14 protein-coding genes are annotated in these 15,420 nt (G+C 74.3%); 5 read left to right on the top strand and 9 right to left on the bottom strand.

Going from position 1 to position 15,420, the window contains the following annotated elements:
* Positions 1 to 27: 27 nt before the first annotated feature.
* From ACIQWA_RS14775 to ACIQWA_RS14735, 9 genes are all read right to left on the bottom strand, one after another.
* A complete protein-coding gene (locus ACIQWA_RS14775; protein WP_402482255.1) occupies positions 28 to 1,641 on the bottom strand; it encodes a class I tRNA ligase family protein in 1,614 nt (537 codons plus the stop codon).
* A 26-nt stretch (positions 1,642 to 1,667) separates the two neighbouring features.
* A complete protein-coding gene (locus tag ACIQWA_RS14770) occupies positions 1,668 to 2,762 on the bottom strand; it encodes an FAD-dependent oxidoreductase (protein WP_402482252.1) in 1,095 nt (364 codons plus the stop codon).
* Positions 2,759 to 3,154: a cupin domain-containing protein gene (locus tag ACIQWA_RS14765; RefSeq protein ID WP_402482249.1), complete on the bottom strand. Its 396-nt coding sequence runs from the start codon at positions 3,152 to 3,154 to the stop codon at positions 2,759 to 2,761. Before ACIQWA_RS14765 ends, ACIQWA_RS14770 begins: the two co-directional genes overlap by 4 nt.
* A 2-nt stretch (positions 3,155 to 3,156) precedes the next feature.
* Positions 3,157 to 4,377, bottom strand: a complete 1,221-nt coding sequence (locus ACIQWA_RS14760; protein ID WP_402482246.1) for a lysine N(6)-hydroxylase/L-ornithine N(5)-oxygenase family protein — start codon at positions 4,375 to 4,377, stop codon at positions 3,157 to 3,159.
* Positions 4,374 to 5,645: an ATP-grasp domain-containing protein gene (locus tag ACIQWA_RS14755; RefSeq protein WP_402482243.1), complete on the bottom strand. Its 1,272-nt coding sequence runs from the start codon at positions 5,643 to 5,645 to the stop codon at positions 4,374 to 4,376. Before ACIQWA_RS14755 ends, ACIQWA_RS14760 begins: the two co-directional genes overlap by 4 nt.
* A complete protein-coding gene (locus ACIQWA_RS14750) occupies positions 5,642 to 6,919 on the bottom strand; it encodes an MFS transporter (RefSeq protein ID WP_402482240.1) in 1,278 nt (425 codons plus the stop codon). The genes ACIQWA_RS14755 and ACIQWA_RS14750 overlap by 4 nt, the downstream gene beginning before the upstream one ends.
* Before the next feature lie 263 nt (positions 6,920 to 7,182).
* Positions 7,183 to 7,815, bottom strand: a complete 633-nt coding sequence (locus tag ACIQWA_RS14745; protein WP_402482237.1) for a hypothetical protein — start codon at positions 7,813 to 7,815, stop codon at positions 7,183 to 7,185.
* Positions 7,816 to 7,970: 155 nt separating this feature from the next.
* Positions 7,971 to 8,459, bottom strand: a complete 489-nt coding sequence (locus ACIQWA_RS14740) for a hypothetical protein (protein ID WP_402482234.1) — start codon at positions 8,457 to 8,459, stop codon at positions 7,971 to 7,973.
* 42 nt (positions 8,460 to 8,501) lie between these two features.
* Positions 8,502 to 9,161, bottom strand: coding sequence for an ArsR/SmtB family transcription factor (locus tag ACIQWA_RS14735; protein WP_402482231.1), 660 nt, complete (start codon positions 9,159 to 9,161; stop codon positions 8,502 to 8,504).
* A gap of 140 nt (positions 9,162 to 9,301) precedes the next feature.
* Between ACIQWA_RS14735 and ACIQWA_RS14730 the strand changes: the two genes are divergently transcribed.
* From ACIQWA_RS14730 to ACIQWA_RS14710, 5 genes are all read left to right on the top strand, one after another.
* Positions 9,302 to 10,672 (top strand): MFS transporter, encoded by a 1,371-nt coding sequence (locus tag ACIQWA_RS14730; protein ID WP_402482228.1) that lies wholly within the window; start codon positions 9,302 to 9,304, stop codon positions 10,670 to 10,672.
* Positions 10,673 to 10,825: 153 nt separating this feature from the next.
* On the top strand, positions 10,826 to 12,361 hold the full coding sequence (locus ACIQWA_RS14725) for an APC family permease (RefSeq protein ID WP_402482225.1): 1,536 nt from the start codon (positions 10,826 to 10,828) through the stop codon (positions 12,359 to 12,361).
* A complete protein-coding gene (locus ACIQWA_RS14720) occupies positions 12,358 to 12,795 on the top strand; it encodes a hypothetical protein (protein ID WP_402482223.1) in 438 nt (145 codons plus the stop codon). The genes ACIQWA_RS14725 and ACIQWA_RS14720 overlap by 4 nt, the downstream gene beginning before the upstream one ends.
* 9 nt (positions 12,796 to 12,804) lie before the next feature.
* Complete coding sequence (locus ACIQWA_RS14715) at positions 12,805 to 14,151, top strand: dipeptidase (RefSeq protein WP_402482220.1); 1,347 nt, start codon at positions 12,805 to 12,807, stop codon at positions 14,149 to 14,151.
* A 188-nt stretch (positions 14,152 to 14,339) separates the two neighbouring features.
* The gene (locus tag ACIQWA_RS14710) at positions 14,340 to 15,419 is read left to right on the top strand and encodes an aminopeptidase P family protein (protein ID WP_402482448.1); all 1,080 of its coding nucleotides are present in this window, start codon (positions 14,340 to 14,342) and stop codon (positions 15,417 to 15,419) included.
* The last annotated feature ends 1 nt before the right edge of the window (position 15,420 follow it).

Raw genomic sequence — 15,420 nt, 5'->3', positions numbered from 1 at the left:
GCGGGGGCTCCGAAGGGGTGGTGGGGATCAGCTCAGGGTTTCCGGCAGGCAGGCGGCGAAGTCGGCCGCGGTGACCGGGGTGAACCACCGCCGGTGCGCGACGGTGGCCGGGGCCGGGCGCTCCGGGAAGGCGGCGAAGCCCGGGTCGCCGGTGCCGCCGAGCCGTCGCCAGAGCTCGGCGGCGAAGTCCGGCATGATCGGGAAGCCCAGCAGGGCCAGCCCCTTGAGCCACCAGTAGGCCTGGTCGGGGGTGCGGTCGGCGCCGGGGAGGGCGTCGATCCGGTCGATCCAGGAGTCCAGCACCGCGCCGGCCTCGGCCATCCGCACGGTCGGGCCGTCCAGGGCGCGCTCCAGCCGGTCCAGGTGCTCGTCGAGCACGGCCAGCTCCGACGCGGGGAGCGCCGCCGGTGCGGCCGGCAGCCGCTCCCAGGCGGCGGCGATCCGGTCCTCCAGGACGCCGGCCAGCCGGTGGTTGGCGGTGTCCAGGAACTCCTTGGGCTCGAAACTGGTCTGCGAGGTCTCCGGGTTGACCAGGGCGAGGTGGTAGCGGACGGCGTCCGGGGTGAGCCCGCGGACCTTCGCGACGCCCGAGGCGGTGATCGCGTGCCGGCGGCTGGTGGAGAACTTCTCCCCGGCCAGCTGGTAGAACTCGTTGATCAGCACCCGGTCGTACGGCCGGGTGTCCCCGTGCACCAGGGCGACGGCGTTGATGCAGATCAGCGCGGACACCACGTTGTCGCAGCCGAGGCTGGTCACCGTGACCACGTCGGAGTCGGGCGAGAAGGAGTTGGCCTCGGCGCCGATCCGCTGCCGGTGGATCTCGCCGAGCAGCCGGGCGAACATGAATCCGCCGGTGTACGAGAACAGGCTGGACGGGACGCCGTCCTCGCCGCCGGCCAGCGTCATCCCCCAGGTCTCGGGAACGCTCAGCCGGATACTGGCGCCGCCCCGGCCGAGCAGCGACCGGACGGTCGAGCGGTACCGCTCGGCGAGGTCCAGCCGGTCGAACTCGGGCTCCAGCTCGGCCAGTCCGGCGGTGCGCAGGAAGCGGGTGGCGATCTGCCGCCACTGCCAGTCGGCGTCCGTGGCCAGCCGCGGGCGCGGCTCGACCACCTCCTCCGGGCGGAAGTGCGCGCCGCAGCCCTCGCAGAAGTAGCTGGCCACCTCGGTGCCGCAGTCCGGGCAGCGGCCGAGCAGCAGCGGGCCGACCACGAAGCGGCCGGCGGTCGGCTCGTACGGGACCTTCTCGATCAGCGTGCTCACCGCGCCGCGGGCGTCCAGCCGGGCGACGCTCTCGTCGATCTCGCGCTGGAACAGGCCGTGCCAGGGCTCCTCGGCGGGGTTGACGAACTCGTCCATGCCGATCCGCAGCGCGGCGAGGTCGGCCTGCATGACCTCGTGGTAGTGGGCGACGATCTCCCCCGGGTCGACGCCGTCGACCCGGGCCTTCATGGCGACCCAGGGCTCGTAGGCGTCGGTGCCGGTCATGATCGCCGGACGGTCGCCGCGCATCCGCAGGAAGCGGGCGAGCGCGTCGACCCGCAGGAAGGGGCCGGCGATGTGGCCCAGGTGCAGGTGCCCGTTGGGGGTGGGCTCCGGGGGGACGAGCAGGTAGTGACGGGGGGTGGCGTTGGTTCGCATCGTGGTCCTCAGGGGCTGTCGGGAGGTCAGTCGAGGCCCAGCAGGGCGAGCGCGCCCTCGGCCATGGCCGGGGCGAGCCGGAAGCCGGAGCCCGCGCCACCGGTCGCCAGGACGACGCCGTCCAGGCCGTCCAGCGGGGTGATCAGCGGGGCGAAGTCCGGCAGGTAGAGGTCGGCACCGGTCCGGCAGCCGGTGAACTCGGGCCGGAAGCCGGGGAGTTGCTCGGCCAGGATGGCCTCGGCCAGGGCCCGGTCGGCCGGGTTCGGCGCCAGCCGGGTGCGCTCGGGCGGGCAGTCCCAGTCGCTGCTGGTGATGCTGTAGCACCAGTCCCGGCCGTCCCCGACGGGCAGCAGAAAGGCGTCCGGCTCGTCCAGCACCAGCAGCGGGCGGTGCCCGCCGGGCTCTCCGCCGCGCAGCCGGTAGGCGACGATCTTCTTGGTCCGGGCGCCGAACCGCTTCGCCGTCGCGGCGAAGGGGCCGGTCAGGGCGGCGGCGCCGGGGGCGGCCAGCACCCGGCGGGCGGTCAGTTCGCCGCCGTCCTCGGCGATCAGCCGGTAGCCGTCCGCGCAGGGCTCGACGGCGCGCACCGCGAAGCCCTCGGCCAGGTCGCGCCGCGGGCCGTCGGCGGGGTCCCCACCGGTGAGCGGCCGGAGCAACTGCTCGACGGCTTCGGCCGGTTCGGTGAACGTCGCCTCGGCGGAGCGGCGCAGCTCGGTGCCCGCCCCGCCGACCGGTCCGCCGAACACGGCCCGCAGCCGCGCCTCCTGCTCGGAGCGGCAGGGCGCCAGCGCGTCGCCGACCAGCTGGCCGTCGACCCCGGCCGCGCCACCGGCCGGCAGCACCCAGTACGCACGCCGCGTCCGGGCGTTCAACGCCGGTGCGAGTGCGGCCAGTTCGGCCCGGAGTTCGAGGCTCCGGCGGGCCAGCGCCCGCTGCTCCTCGGTCCGCCCGGCCGGGATGTCCACCGCGAGCGAGCGGACGGTCGAGCCGTCGTGCACGGCGCCCGCGCAGACCGCGACCACCGAGGCGCCGGGGTGGCGCAGCGTGGCCAGGCCTACGGCGGTGGCGCCGACGATGCCGGTGCCGATCACCGCGAGGTCGTACGTCCCGCGCGCGCTCATGCGTCGGCTCCCCGCCACCAGATGGAGAGCACCGTCATCTCCTCGTCGGCGGTGTGCAGCCGGTGCTCCTCGCCGCCCGGGAGCGCGTACAGCCCGCCCGGGCGGGCCGGGTGCTCGCGGCCGCCGCAGGTGATCACCCCGTGGCCGCGCTGGACCAGCCACAGCTCCTGGGAGGCGTGGCAGTCGGCCATGGTGGCCGAGTGCGGGGGCACGGTGAACACCGCCAGGTTGACGGGCAGCCGGCCGACGGCCGCGAGGACCTCGGCCGCGTCCAGGTCGGCCTCCAGGCTGGAGGTGCCGGTCTCGTCGACGTCGGGCGCGAGGTAGCCGACCTCGACGGACCGCCCCTCGGCCGCGGCGCCCGCGCCGACCTTCTCATTCAGCTGATGCATCGTCAGGAACCCCCGTTCGTACGGATGCTGTCGAGGATCACCCGGCTGCGCCAGGCGAGCAGGCCGAGGTTGGGATCGGTGATGCCGAACGCGTGCCGGGCACCGTTCTGCAGGTAGATCCGGTGGTCGTCCGGCCCGTCCCACTCCACCGAGTAGTCCGCCCGGACGACCGGGAGCCCGTCCTCCAGCCGCAGCCGTCCGGCCAGGGCGCCCAGGCACTGGGGCAGTCGCTGGACGTAGCCGGTCGCCAGCACGACGGCGTCGCAGTCCACCGCGGTCCCGCCCTCGGCGGACTTGAGCTCCAGCCGCAGCCCGTCGGCCTGCTCGGCGAGCCCGGCGACCTCGTGCCCGGGCAGCAGCCGGATCAGCTCCGGGCGCCCCTCGACGTGGCTGGTCAGGTAGACGATCCGGTACAGCTCGGCCAGCAGACCCTCGTTGACGCCGTCGCTGGCGTACTTCTGCTCGGCCAGCAGGGCGGCGCGCTGTTCCTTGGGCCGTCCGAAGAACTCCTGGGCGGCCTCCGGCAGGTACAGGTCGTTGGTGAAGGCCGACTCGTCCAGCGGCAGGAAGCCGGGCCGCCGGCTGACCCAGGTGAGCCGTTCCGGGCGGGTCTGGCCGACCAGCAGGTGGCGGACGATCTCGGCGCCGCTCTGCCCGCCGCCGACCACGGCGACCCGGCGGCCGGCCAGGGCCTCGGCGTGTTGGACGAACTCGCTGGAGTGGAACACGGCCGGCCCGGTGGCGCCCTCCAGCACCGGCGGCAGGTACGGCTGGGGGCCCGCGCCGAGGACGAGGTGCCGGGAGCGGAAGCTGCCCCGGGAGGTCTCGGTCTCGAAGTGGTCGCCGCGGAACCGGACCTCCGTCACGTCGTGGTCGTAGCGGACGGTGTCGCCGAGCTGGTCGGCCACCCAGCCGAGGTACTGGTTGAACTCGGCGCGGTGGACGGCCGGGAAGCGGGCGGTCAGGAACTGGTAGAACCGGCCCTTGGCGGCGAGGAAGGCCAGGAAGGAGAACCGGCTGGTCGGGTCGACCGGGGTGACCAGGTCCTTGAACGGCGAGTTCTGCAGGGTGGCGTCGGGGAGCAGCAGCCCCGGGTGCCAGGCGGGCCGTTCGCGGCGGTCCAGGTGCAGTCCGGTGGTGCCCGGGTGGGCTTCGGCCTGGGCGGCCAGGCTGAGGTTGGCCGGGCCGGCGCCGACCGCCAGGTAGTCGAGGAGCTCGCTCACCGTTCCTCCTCCGCTTGCGGGTTGATCCGGACGGCGGCGTCGACCGCGCCGCGCAGCGCGGTGGCGGCGGCCGGGGAGTCGGCGGTGAAGACCGCCTGGCCGAGCCGGCAGCGGAAGTCGTCCAGGTGCGGGTGGATCGGGTCGCCCGGGGCGAGGTCGAGCCGGACCTCGCGCACGCCCGGCAGGGCGGCCGCGGTGTCCAGGCCGGTGGCCCGGTCGAAGCGGGTCTCGCCGGGGGCGGTGAAGAAGTGGATGCCGGCGACCGCCGCGACCGGCTCGCCGAAGGCACCGGTCTCCTGCGGGTCGAGGCCGAGCAGCCCGGCCAGCCAGACCCTGGGCAGGCTGACGCCGGTGGCGAGCTGGGCCAGTTCGGCGATCCGGTCGCCGCCCATTCGGGCGCCGATCTCGACCAGGGCCGGGCCCTGGGCGGTGAGCCGCAGTTCGCAGTGGAACGGCCCGACGGTCAGGTTGACCGCCCGGACGACACCCTGGACGTACTCCTCGATCGCGGCCGACGCCTCGGCCGACAGGGCGGCGGGCAGCTGGTGGCCGATCTCGGCGAAGTACGGCTCTGGCGCGAGGAGCTTCTCGGTCACCGCGACGACGGTGGTGGTGCCGTCGAGGACGTAGCCCTCGACGCTGTACTCCGGCCCGTCCAGGTACTCCTCGACCAGGGCCCGCTCGATCATCGGGCGGCCGAGGTCGACGAAGTCGTCGGTGCTGAGCCGGCGGTACGCGGCGGTCAGCTGCTCCAGGTCGTGGACCACCGAGACATGGAGGCTGCCGGACTGGTCCACCGGCTTGACCACGCACGGGAAGCCGGTGTGCTCGGCGGCCTTCGGGAGGTGCTCGTCGGAGCTCACCTCCAGGAAGCGCGGGCTGCGCAGCCCGGCGGCCTCGACCGCCTCGCGCATCCGGGTCTTGTCCCGGACCTGCTCCACCGTCCGCACGTCCAGGCCGGTCAGGCCCAGCTCGGCGGCGAGGTGCGCGGCGTTGGGGACGTAGACGTCGCAGCCGGGGAAGACCGCGGACAGCGGGAGGCGCTCGTGCAGCTCGCGGACCGCGGCGAGCAGGGCGGGCAGGTCGTTGGTCTCGACGGTCACCAGTTCGTCGATGCGGTCGCGCAGGTGCGCGGGCATCACCCGGTCCTCGGTGTCCGCGCTGGCGACCACGACGCCGATCCCCAGGTCGAGGGCGGCCTCCACCAGCAGCACACCCCCCGAGAGGGCTTCGATCACGAGGATGCGCCGGTCGGAATGCTTGGTCATCGTGCTATGTCTTCCCGTTCGTGGGCCACGGGCGCCGCTCCGGCGTCGTGGTGGTGGGGGTCGTGAGGGTGGTGGCGGTCGGCGGGGGTCGGGCGGTCGGCGGGGGTCGGGCGGCCGGCCCGGGCCAGCCCGGGCAGCAGCGCGAGGGTCAGGACCAGCACCCCGACCGAGGCCACCCGCAGCAGGGTGGCCGGGTCCACCGAGGAGCCGGCCAGGGCGAGGGTCGCCCCGGCGACGGGCATCGGCGCCACCAGCAGCAGGCCGAAGGCGGCGACCGCGCTGCCGAACTCCCCGGTCGGCACCCGCTCGGCCCTGGTGGTGCGCAGGTAGACGCTGAACAGCGAGTCCAGGGCCAGGAACACCCCGAGGGCGACGCCGAACAGCGCCAGGTCCGGGGCCGCGGACAGCCCCAGGCAGACCAGCGCGGAGGCGAGGGCCAGGCCGATGCCGTAGCGCCACAGTCCGAGCCGGCCGATCAGCCAGGGGGCGATGCCGACCACCGCGATCGAGGCGACACCGGCCGCCGAGTAGACGAAGCCGAGCGCGCTCTCCGAGACGCCGTACCGGGTGGCGACCAGCGCCGGGGCGCTGCCGATCAGCAGGCTGAGCAGGTAGTTCAGCCCCATGGTCAGCAGCACCACGCTGCGCAGCACCGGATCCCGTACGGTCCGGCGCAGGCCGGCCAGCGGGGACGGCGCCGCGTCCGGGTCGGCCCTGCCCTCGGGCAGGGCGAGGGCCAGCAGCAGGCTGACCGCGTAGCCGGCTCCCGCGGTGGCGACGAACACCACCGGTGGGAACAGCAGCAGCAGTCCGCCGAGGGCGGGCCCGGCGATGATGGCGGCCTGCTCCAGGCCGGTCAGCACCGACTGGGTGCGGGCCGCCCGCTCCGGCGGGGTGAGCAGCCGCCCGGCCTTCTCGCCGGCCACGAAGGTCTGCTCGAAGAACGCGCCGGACAGCATGCCGAAGACCAGCACCACGGGCACCGCGGTGCTCGGCCGGAGCAGGATCAGCAGGCAGCAGACGGCCGCCAGGGCGAGCCGCCCCGCGTCGCTGACCAGGAAGATCTGGCGGATCGACAGCCGGTCCACCAGGTAGCCCGCGCCGGCCAGCGAGAGCAGACGGGGCGTCCAGGTCAGCACCACGGCCAGGCCCGACCAGGTGAGCCCGCCGGTCACCCGGTAGCAGAGCAGGGGGATCCCGAAGACCAGGAGGTTGTCGACCAGCCAGCCGATCGAGCGCAGCGCGAAGTAACCCACCGTACGGCCGGACGCCATGGAAGTTCCCCCGTGAACCTCGGAAATCGCCACCCCGGCCGGGCTGTTCGGAGCCCGGCATGGGCACGACCGTAGCCCGTCGGAAACGGAAAAGCTAGATCCGTTTCCTGCCCCGACATGAAGATCTGTTCCCATCTGACGCTGCGACAGGAAGATCTGTTGGCAGGTGCCGGGACGACGACAAGGCCCCGCTCCCGGACCGGGGAGCGGGGCCCTGCGCGGCGGCCGACGGGGGCCGGCCGGTCACGACCGGCTGATGACGGTCAGCCGGTGGCGGGGTGGGAGTGGGCGGCGCCGGCGCTCAGCGCCCGCGCCTGGGCGCGCAGGGCGTCGAGCTGCTCCTGGAGGCCCGCGGGGGCGGAACCTTGGTGCTGCCGGGACGGGCTCGCGGCGGTGCCCGGGACGGTGGGCAGCGTCGGCACGCTCGGGACCTGGCCGAGCAGGGCCTGCAGCGCGGCGAGGAGCTGCTGGACGAGGCCGCCGACGTCGGGGACGGCCGAGGTCACCGTCGAGAGCAGGCCGGTGACCAGCTTGACGACGTCGCCGAGGGCCGCGCTCGGGTCCGGCGTGGCCGGGACGGCGGGGAGCGTCGGGAGCGTCGGCGTGTCGGGCACGGCGGGGGTGTCCGGCACGGCCGGGGTGTCGGGCACGGCCGGGGTGTCCGGCACGGCGGGCGTGTCCGGCACGGCGGGGGTGTCGGGGGCCGTGGGCGGGTCGACGACCGGGAGGGTGGCCGGCGGTGCCGGGACGGTCACCGGGGCAACCGGGACGACGGGGGCGGAAACGGGGGTGCGGGGGGCCGCGGCTCCGTGGCCGGCGGCGGTGGCGGACGCCGTGGCGACCATGGTCAGCGCGAGGGCTGCGGTCAGCGCCGCGGCCATCCGGGTGGCACGCATGGGTACTGCTTCCTCTCGGTGCGAGATCAGGCGAGATCGCCTGACTCACACCGTGCGGTCGCCGTCCGGACCCGGCCACCGCAGGTACGCCGAACGGCGGCGCGCCGGACGACGGTCCACCGAACGGGCCGTGGTACGACGCGCCGAACGACGGCTCAGCCCTCCGCCCACCCCGCGGTGTTGCGGTGCGCCCCCAGCCCGACCGAGTCGAACTCGTCCACCCGCCCCGCTTCGACGCGCCCGCCGAGCCACCGCAGGGCGCGCGAGATCGGGGTGCCCTCGGCCGGCGCGGGCTCGAACTCGCCACTGGCGAGCGGGCCCAGGACGACCCGGCCGTCGAACCAGACGACGGCGCGCTGAGTCCCGCCGCCACCGGAGTACTCGGCCTCGACGCAGGCGATCGGACCGGCCTTGGACCAGGCGGCGAGCCGGAGTTCGAACCCGTCGGAGTGCCCGCCGAATCCCGAGCCACCGGCGGACCTGGCCACCGCGGCGTCGCCCTGGAGCGCGGACAGCACGGCGGGGGTGACCGGGATGAGCGCCAGCCCCTGGGCCAGCGGCACCACCCGGGCCTCCGGCACCTCCGCCGCCGCCACCGTCAGCAGCTCCAACATGCCGATCAGCGCTTGGAGTTCATACGACATGCCGGCCATGCTGTCCCACCGCACCGACAGTCGGCCCGGAATTTATCGTTCCGTGCCCGCGCGGAGACCGTAGAGCAGGGTGAAGAGGGTCACGTCCACGGCGTCGTCGGCCGTACTCGGACCTTCTTCGGACAATCCGTCGAAGATCTCGGCCAGTTGGGCGCGGAGCCGGGTCAGCCGGTCCGGGTCGAGCCGGAGGGTGAAGTGCGCGAACAGCCCGGCCGACGGACCCGAACCGTCCTGCGGGAGGCTGAAATCCAGCCGGCCGTCGGCCACATGGGCGCGGAACTCGCCGCGGACCCGGTCGATCGCGGCCAGCATGGCGTCGTACGCCTCGGAGCGGGCCGGGGAGTCGGCGGTGAACATCTCCGGGGCGAGCCGGATGGAGTCCTGGGCGACCCGGTAGCGGCTCTCCACGATGCCGGAGACCAGCCGGGTGCCCGCCACCAGGACCAGCCCGGCCTTCTCCAACTGCTTGATGTGCCGGTAGAGCTTGGTCTGCGGCTCGCCGAGCTCGGCGGCGAGCTCCTTGGCGGTCAGCGGACGGTCCTCGGCGGTCTTCAACGCGCCGAGGATGGCGAGGCGCAGCGGGTCGGCCAGTGCCTTGAGCACCGCGACATCGCCCACCTGGCGCTCCTTGACCCAGGTGGTGGGCTGCTGCTGCTCGTCCCCGTCGGCGGGTTCCCGTTCGTGCTCGGCCACGGGCCCACCCTCGCAGATCGGCCGCTCCGCATGCAATCACGCCCCGGTGAGCGCTCACCCTTGCGCAATCGCTCACACGCACGCCATCATTCACGTGAGCGTGAACGGTGTCGGAGAACGCGAACGATGGGGGTCGGTCCATGACGGAGCACACCACGGCGACGGCCGAACGGACGGCGGTCGGGCAGGCGGCAGCGCCCGTACGAGCGGCAGCGCCCGGACCGGCGGACTCGCAGCCGCCCGTACCGCTGCGGCGCAACCTGCGGTTCCAGGCCCTGTGGGCCGGCACCTCCTGCGCGACCCTCGGCCTGATGATCGGCGAGACCGCCTTCCCCCTGCTGGTGCTCGCCCTCACCGGCTCGTCCACCGCCGCCGGGGCCTTCGGCGCCGTCCAGATGGCCGCCACCCTGCTGCTCGGCGTGCACGGCGGCTCGGTCGCCGACCGGTGGGACCGCCGCCGGGTGCTGGTCGCCTCCGACGCCGTCCGGCTGCTGGCCCTGGCCAGCGTCCCGGCGGCCCTGGCCCTCGACCGGCTGACCCTGACCCACCTGCTGGTGGTCGCCGCGCTGGTGGGCGCGACGATCGCCTACAGCGGCCCGGTCCGGCTGCTGGCCCTGCGCTCGGTGGTCGCGCCGGAGCAGCTGTCGCAGGCGCTCGCCCAGGACGAGGCCCGGATGAGCGGCGCCGCGCTGGCCGGCCCGCCACTGGCCGGGTTCCTGTTCGGACTCGGCCGCTCGGTGCCCTTCCTCGGCGCCGCGTTCGCCTCGCTGGTCGCGCTGACCACCGCACTGCTGGTGCGCTTCCCGGCCGGACCGGCGGCTGCGGCCGCAGCCGCAGCCGAGCAGCAGGGCCGGGAGGACCGGGCGGAGCAGGAGGAGCAGGAGGAGGGCGGCGCACTGGCCGGCTTCCGCCTCCTCGCCGCCTCCCCGCTGCTGCGCCCCGCGCTGGCCGTACTGCTGGTGATCAACCTGACCGGGGCCGCGCTGCTGCTGCCCGTCATGGTGCTGCTGCGCGAACACGGCACCAGCAGCGGCGGGATCGGCCTGGCACTGGCCGGCGAGGCGGTCGGGGCACTGGCCGGGGCGACCCTGGTCTCCCGGCTGCACCGGCTGGCCGGCCCCGGCGTGCTGCTGCTCGCGGTGGCCTGGATCGCCGTGCCGGTCCCGCTGGCACCGCTGCTGCCCGGCGGGGCGGTCACCGTGTTCGCCGCGCTGTTCCTGGTCGGCGCGGGCACCCCGGCCCTGCGGGTGATGCTCGACCTGCTGGTCTTCCGTCAGGTGCCCGACCGGCTCCGCGGCCGGGTGATCGCCGCGACCATGACGCTGCTCACCGCCGGGATGCCGGCCGGCTCCTTCGCCGCCGGCCTGCTGCTGGACCGCTTCTCCCCCGCCGTCACGCTCGTCGCGATCGCCGCCCTGCTCGCCGCCGCCCAGCTGCCCGCCACCGCGAGCCGCACCCTGCGCCGCGCCGCCTGGCCCACCGCCGCGCCGGTGGCGGCCCAGCTGGACTGAGCACGGGTCACCCGCACGGCCGCCCGCCGCATGCGGCGGGCGCGGCAACCGGGTGAACTGACCGGGTACGGCCCGCCCCCGGGGCCCTTCCCCGGCGCCCTGCCCCCGCCCTGCCCCCGCGCAGCCGAACGGGGCCGTACCGGAGGAGTCTCGATGAGTGCCACGGACGCGCCCCCGCCCGGCCCCGGGGGCGAGGTCGGCCCCGCCACCCGGGAGCGCGGCGGGGCGGTGGCCAGCCGACTGGCCACCGCCCCGCGGATGTCCTGGATCACCCTCGCCCTGATGACCACCAGCTCGGTCGCCAGCCTGCGCTCCGCCCCGACCATGGCGGTGTACGGGCTGGCCTGCGTCTTCCTCTACCTCGTCCCCGCGGTGGTGTTCCTGCTGCCGACCGCGCTGGTCTCCGCCGAACTGGCCTCCGGCTGGGAGGGCGGCGTCTACCGCTGGGTCTCGGAGGGGCTGTCGAAGCCGCTGGGCTTCCTGGCCGTCTGGTGCCAGTTCGCGATGACGATCTTCTACTACCCGTCGCTGCTGGCCTACGTGGCCTCGACCATCGCCTACGTGGTGAACCCCCGGCTGGCCAGCAACGGCCCGTACACCGCGGTCGTGATCATGGTGCTGTACTGGACCGGCGTCTGGGTCTCCGCCCGCGGGACGAAGGCGGTCGCCGGGCTGTCCTCGATGGGCCTGGTGATCGGCACCCTGATCCCCGGCACCCTGCTGGTCGTGCTCGGCTTCGTCTTCCTCGGCGAGGGCAACGCCTCCGCCGCCCCGATGGACGCCTCGCACCTGTTCCCGCAGTGGACCGGACTGGCCAGCCTGGTGTTGATCGTCAACAACTTCCTCAGCTACTCCGGCATGGAGATGAACGCGGTGCACGTCTCCTCGCTGCGCGACCCGGCCAGGGAGTTCCCGCGGTCGATGTTCACCGCCTCCGCGATGGTGCTGGCGATCTTCATCCTGCCGGCGCTGGCAATCAGTTGGGTGGTGCCGTCCAGCGAACTGAGCCTCACCGCCGGGGTGATGCAGGCCTTCGACGCCTTCTTCCAGTACTTCCACATCGGCTGGCTCACCCCGGTCATCGCGGTGGCCCTGATCGCCGCCTCGCTCGGCGGCATGCTGACCTGGCTGGCCGGGCCCTCCAAGGGACTGCTGATGATCTCCCGTCAGGAGGGCTACCTGCCGCCGTTCCTGCAGAAGCTCAACCGCGAGGGCGTCCAGCAGAACCTGCTGGTCACCCAGGGCGTGGTCACCACCGCCATCGCCCTGCTGTACGCACTGATCCCGAACGTCTCCAGCGCCTACTGGATCTTCTCGGTGATCACCACCCAGGTGTACCTGATCGTCTACCTGCTGATGTTCAGCGCCGCGATCCGGCTGCGCCGCACCCAGCCGGACCACCCGCGCGGCTACCGGGCCCCGGCCCTGGTGCCGATCTGCGTGACCGGCCTGCTCGCCTCGGCCGCCGCGATGGGCATCGGCTTCGTACCGTCCTCGCAGTTCGGCAGCGGCAGCGTCTGGTCGTACATCGGGATCGTCGGCGGCGGCCTGCTGCTCCTCGGGCTGGTCATCCCCTTCCTCTTCCTGCGGCTGCGCAGGCCGAGTTGGCGCTCGCCCGAGGCGGCGGCCGAGCTGGCCGCCCAGGAGGCGCAGGAGCTGCGCCGGACCGAAGGAGGTACCACGTCATGACCACCGGCCTGATGGCCTCCCGGCACCGCTGGATCTACCTCGGCTCGATCGTGCTGCTGGTCGCGATGCTGGTCACCGGCCTGCTGTCGTTCACCCAGCTGCACGCCACCGACCTGGCGAACGAGAAGGCCAAGGAGCTTGCCACGAGGCTGGGTTCGGCCGGCTACCCGGTGCCCACCCAGGACCAGATCACCCACACCCTCGGCGAGGACGGAGGTGCGGTCTGCGCCGACCCGGCGAACGCGCTCAACCAGGCGCAGTGGACGTACGGGATGTCCAACGGCGCGGGCGGGCCGGGCCGGCGCCCGGTGCTGTCCGACCGCGAGGTCGTCAAGGCCGAGGCGATCGTGCTCTCGGTGTACTGCCCGGACCGGCTCGCCGCCGTCCAGGACAGCATCGACGACCTCGACCTGCGCGACACCGTCCGCAAGTAGGAGCCCCAGATGACCGACGAACTCGCCCGGCGGATCCACGAGTTGATGCCCCAGGCCAAGGCCGACCTGGCCGAGCTGGTGGCCATCCCGTCCGTCGCCGATCCCCGGCAGTACCCGCCGGAGAAGTGCCGGGAGGCCGCCGAGTGGGTCGCCGCCGCGTTCACCGGGGCCGGCCTGCGCGACGTCCACCTGGAGGAGACCCCGGACGGCAGCCACGCCGTGGTCGGCCACCGCCCGCCCCCGCCCGGCGCCCCGACCGTGCTGCTGTACAGCCACTACGACGTCCAGCCCCCGCTGGACGAGGCCGCCTGGGCCTCCCCGCCGTTCCGGCTCACCGAGCGCGACGGCCGCTGGTACGGGCGCGGCGCCGCCGACTGCAAGGGCAACATCGTCATGCACCTCACCGCGCTGCGGGCGCTCGGCGAGGACGTCCCGGTCGGCCTCAAATTGGTGGTCGAGGGCTCCGAGGAGCAGGGCACCGGCGGCCTGGAGCAGTACGTGCCCCCGCACGCCGGGGAGTTGCACGCGGACGCCCTGCTGATCTGCGACACCGGCAACGCCGCCGTCGGCGTGCCCACCGCCACCACCTCGCTGCGCGGGGTGGTGAACGTGGTGGTCGGCGTCGAGGCGCTCACCGGCGACGTGCACTCCGGCATGTTCGGCGGCCCCGCCCCGGACGCCCTGGCCGCGCTGATCCGGATGCTGGACTCGCTGCGCGACGCCGACGGCGGCACCCGGATCGAGGGCCTGGACTGCACCGGCACCTGGAGCGGCGTCGGCTACGACGAGGGCACCTTCCGGACCGACGCCGGGGTGCTGGACGGCGTCCGGCTGACCGGCTCCGGCACCGTCGCCGACCGGCTCTGGGCCCGCCCCGCCGTCACCGTCCTCGGCATCGACTGTCCGCCCGTGGTCGGCTCCGCGGCCGCCGTCCCGGCCACCGCCCGGGCCCGGGTGAGCCTGCGGGTGCCGCCCGGCACCGACGCCCGGGCCGCCCAGGACGCCCTGGTCGCCCACCTGGAGGCGGCCGCGCCCTGGGGTGTCCGGGTCACGACGGAGCGGGAGAGCGCGGGCGCGCCGTTCCGGGCCGACACCGGCGGGCCCGCGTACGCCGCGCTCGACAAGGCCGCGCAGGAGGTCTACGGCAGGCCGCTGTCCTTCCTCGGCCAGGGCGGCTCGATCCCGCTGTGCAACGTGCTGGCCACCGCCTTCCCGGCGGCGGAGCTGGTGCTGATGGGCGTCGAGGAGCCGCGCTGCCTGATCCACGCGCCGAACGAGAGCGTCGACCCGGAGGAGATCCGGCGGATGGCCCACGTCGAGGCGCTGTTCCTCCGGTACTTCGCCAACAGCCGCTGACCGTGGCGCAGTCGGGCGGCGTCGGCCAGCATCGAAGGACCGGCACAGGACCCGGCACCGCAGAACCCGCACCGCAGGCCCGACGTCGAAGGACTCCGCACCGCAGGACCCGGACCAACCGCCCCACCCGGCCCCGAGGAGGAGCAACCGTGCCCCGTCCGTTCACCACCGAGGACCACGCCGCCCGGATGGCCCGGGCCACCGCCGAGGCGACGGCCGCCGGGCTGGCCGGCCTGGTGGTCGCCCCCGGCCCCGACCTGAGCTACCTGTGCGGCTACCGTCCCACCGCCGTCACCGAGCGGCTCACCGCCCTCGTCCTCACCCCCGGCCGCCGCCCCGCGCTGATCGTCCCCCGACTGGAGCGCCCGGACGCCGAGAAGGCGCTCGGCGCCCCGGCCGTCGAGCTGCTCGACTGGTCCGACGGCGAGGACCCGTACGCCACCGCCCGCCCGCTGTTCGAGCCGGCCGGGCGCTACGGCATCTCCGACAACGCCTGGGCGATGCACCTCCTCGGCCTCCAATCCGCCCTGCCCGGCGCCGGTTTCAGCTCGCTCACCGAGGTGCTGCCGATGCTGCGCGCGGTCAAGGACGGCGAGGAGCTGGAGCGCCTGGCCGCGGCCGGCGGCGCCGCGGACGCCGCCTACCGGGGCATCCTGGAGGTCGAGTTCGCCGGCCGCCGGGAGACCGACGTCGCCGCCGACCTCGGTGCGCTGCTGATCCAGTACGGCCACAGCCAGGTCGACTTCACGGTGGTCGGCTCCGGCCCCAACGGCGCCAACCCGCATCACGAGGCCGGGGAGCGGATCATCCGCACCGGGGACACCGTGGTGCTGGACTTCGGCGGCCTCAAGGACGGCTACGGCTCCGACACCACCCGCACCGTGCACGTCGGCCCGGACGTCCCGGACGAGGTGCGGCAGGTCCACGACCTGGTCCGGCTCGCCCAGCAGACCGCCTTCGAGGCGGTCCGGCCCGGAGTGAGCTGCCAGGAGATCGACCGGATCGCCCGACGGGTGATCACCGAGGGCGGCTACGGCGAGTACTTCATCCACCGCACCGGCCACGGCATCGGGATCACGACCCACGAACCGCCGTACCTGGTCGAGGGCGAGGAACAGCCGCTGGTACCCGGCATGTGCTTCTCGATCGAGCCCGGCGTCTACCTGCCCGGCCGGTTCGGGGTGCGGATCGAGGACATCGTCACGGTGACGGCCAACGGCGGACGACGCTTCAACAACACCCCGCATGAGCTCGGTGCCGTCGCCTGAC

This window comes from Kitasatospora sp. NPDC098652, assembly GCF_044760155.1.
Lineage (GTDB): Bacteria > Actinomycetota > Actinomycetes > Streptomycetales > Streptomycetaceae > Kitasatospora.
Note: the sequence above shows the minus strand (reverse complement) of the source record. Positions and strands in the feature narration are given on the sequence as shown.

Coding starts and splice junctions, on each gene's coding strand:
- ACIQWA_RS14775 (WP_402482255.1), bottom strand. CDS start 1,641: ATGCGAACCAACGCCACCCCCCGTCACTACCTGCTCGTCCCCCCGGAG.
- ACIQWA_RS14770 (WP_402482252.1), bottom strand. CDS start 2,762: ATGAGCGCGCGCGGGACGTACGACCTCGCGGTGATCGGCACCGGCATC.
- ACIQWA_RS14765 (WP_402482249.1), bottom strand. CDS start 3,154: ATGCATCAGCTGAATGAGAAGGTCGGCGCGGGCGCCGCGGCCGAGGGG.
- ACIQWA_RS14755 (WP_402482243.1), bottom strand. CDS start 5,645: ATGACCAAGCATTCCGACCGGCGCATCCTCGTGATCGAAGCCCTCTCG.
- ACIQWA_RS14750 (WP_402482240.1), bottom strand. CDS start 6,919: ATGGCGTCCGGCCGTACGGTGGGTTACTTCGCGCTGCGCTCGATCGGC.
- ACIQWA_RS14745 (WP_402482237.1), bottom strand. CDS start 7,815: ATGCGTGCCACCCGGATGGCCGCGGCGCTGACCGCAGCCCTCGCGCTG.
- ACIQWA_RS14740 (WP_402482234.1), bottom strand. CDS start 8,459: ATGTCGTATGAACTCCAAGCGCTGATCGGCATGTTGGAGCTGCTGACG.
- ACIQWA_RS14730 (WP_402482228.1), top strand. CDS start 9,302: ATGACGGAGCACACCACGGCGACGGCCGAACGGACGGCGGTCGGGCAG.
- ACIQWA_RS14725 (WP_402482225.1), top strand. CDS start 10,826: ATGAGTGCCACGGACGCGCCCCCGCCCGGCCCCGGGGGCGAGGTCGGC.
- ACIQWA_RS14720 (WP_402482223.1), top strand. CDS start 12,358: ATGACCACCGGCCTGATGGCCTCCCGGCACCGCTGGATCTACCTCGGC.
- ACIQWA_RS14715 (WP_402482220.1), top strand. CDS start 12,805: ATGACCGACGAACTCGCCCGGCGGATCCACGAGTTGATGCCCCAGGCC.
- ACIQWA_RS14710 (WP_402482448.1), top strand. CDS start 14,340: ATGGCCCGGGCCACCGCCGAGGCGACGGCCGCCGGGCTGGCCGGCCTG.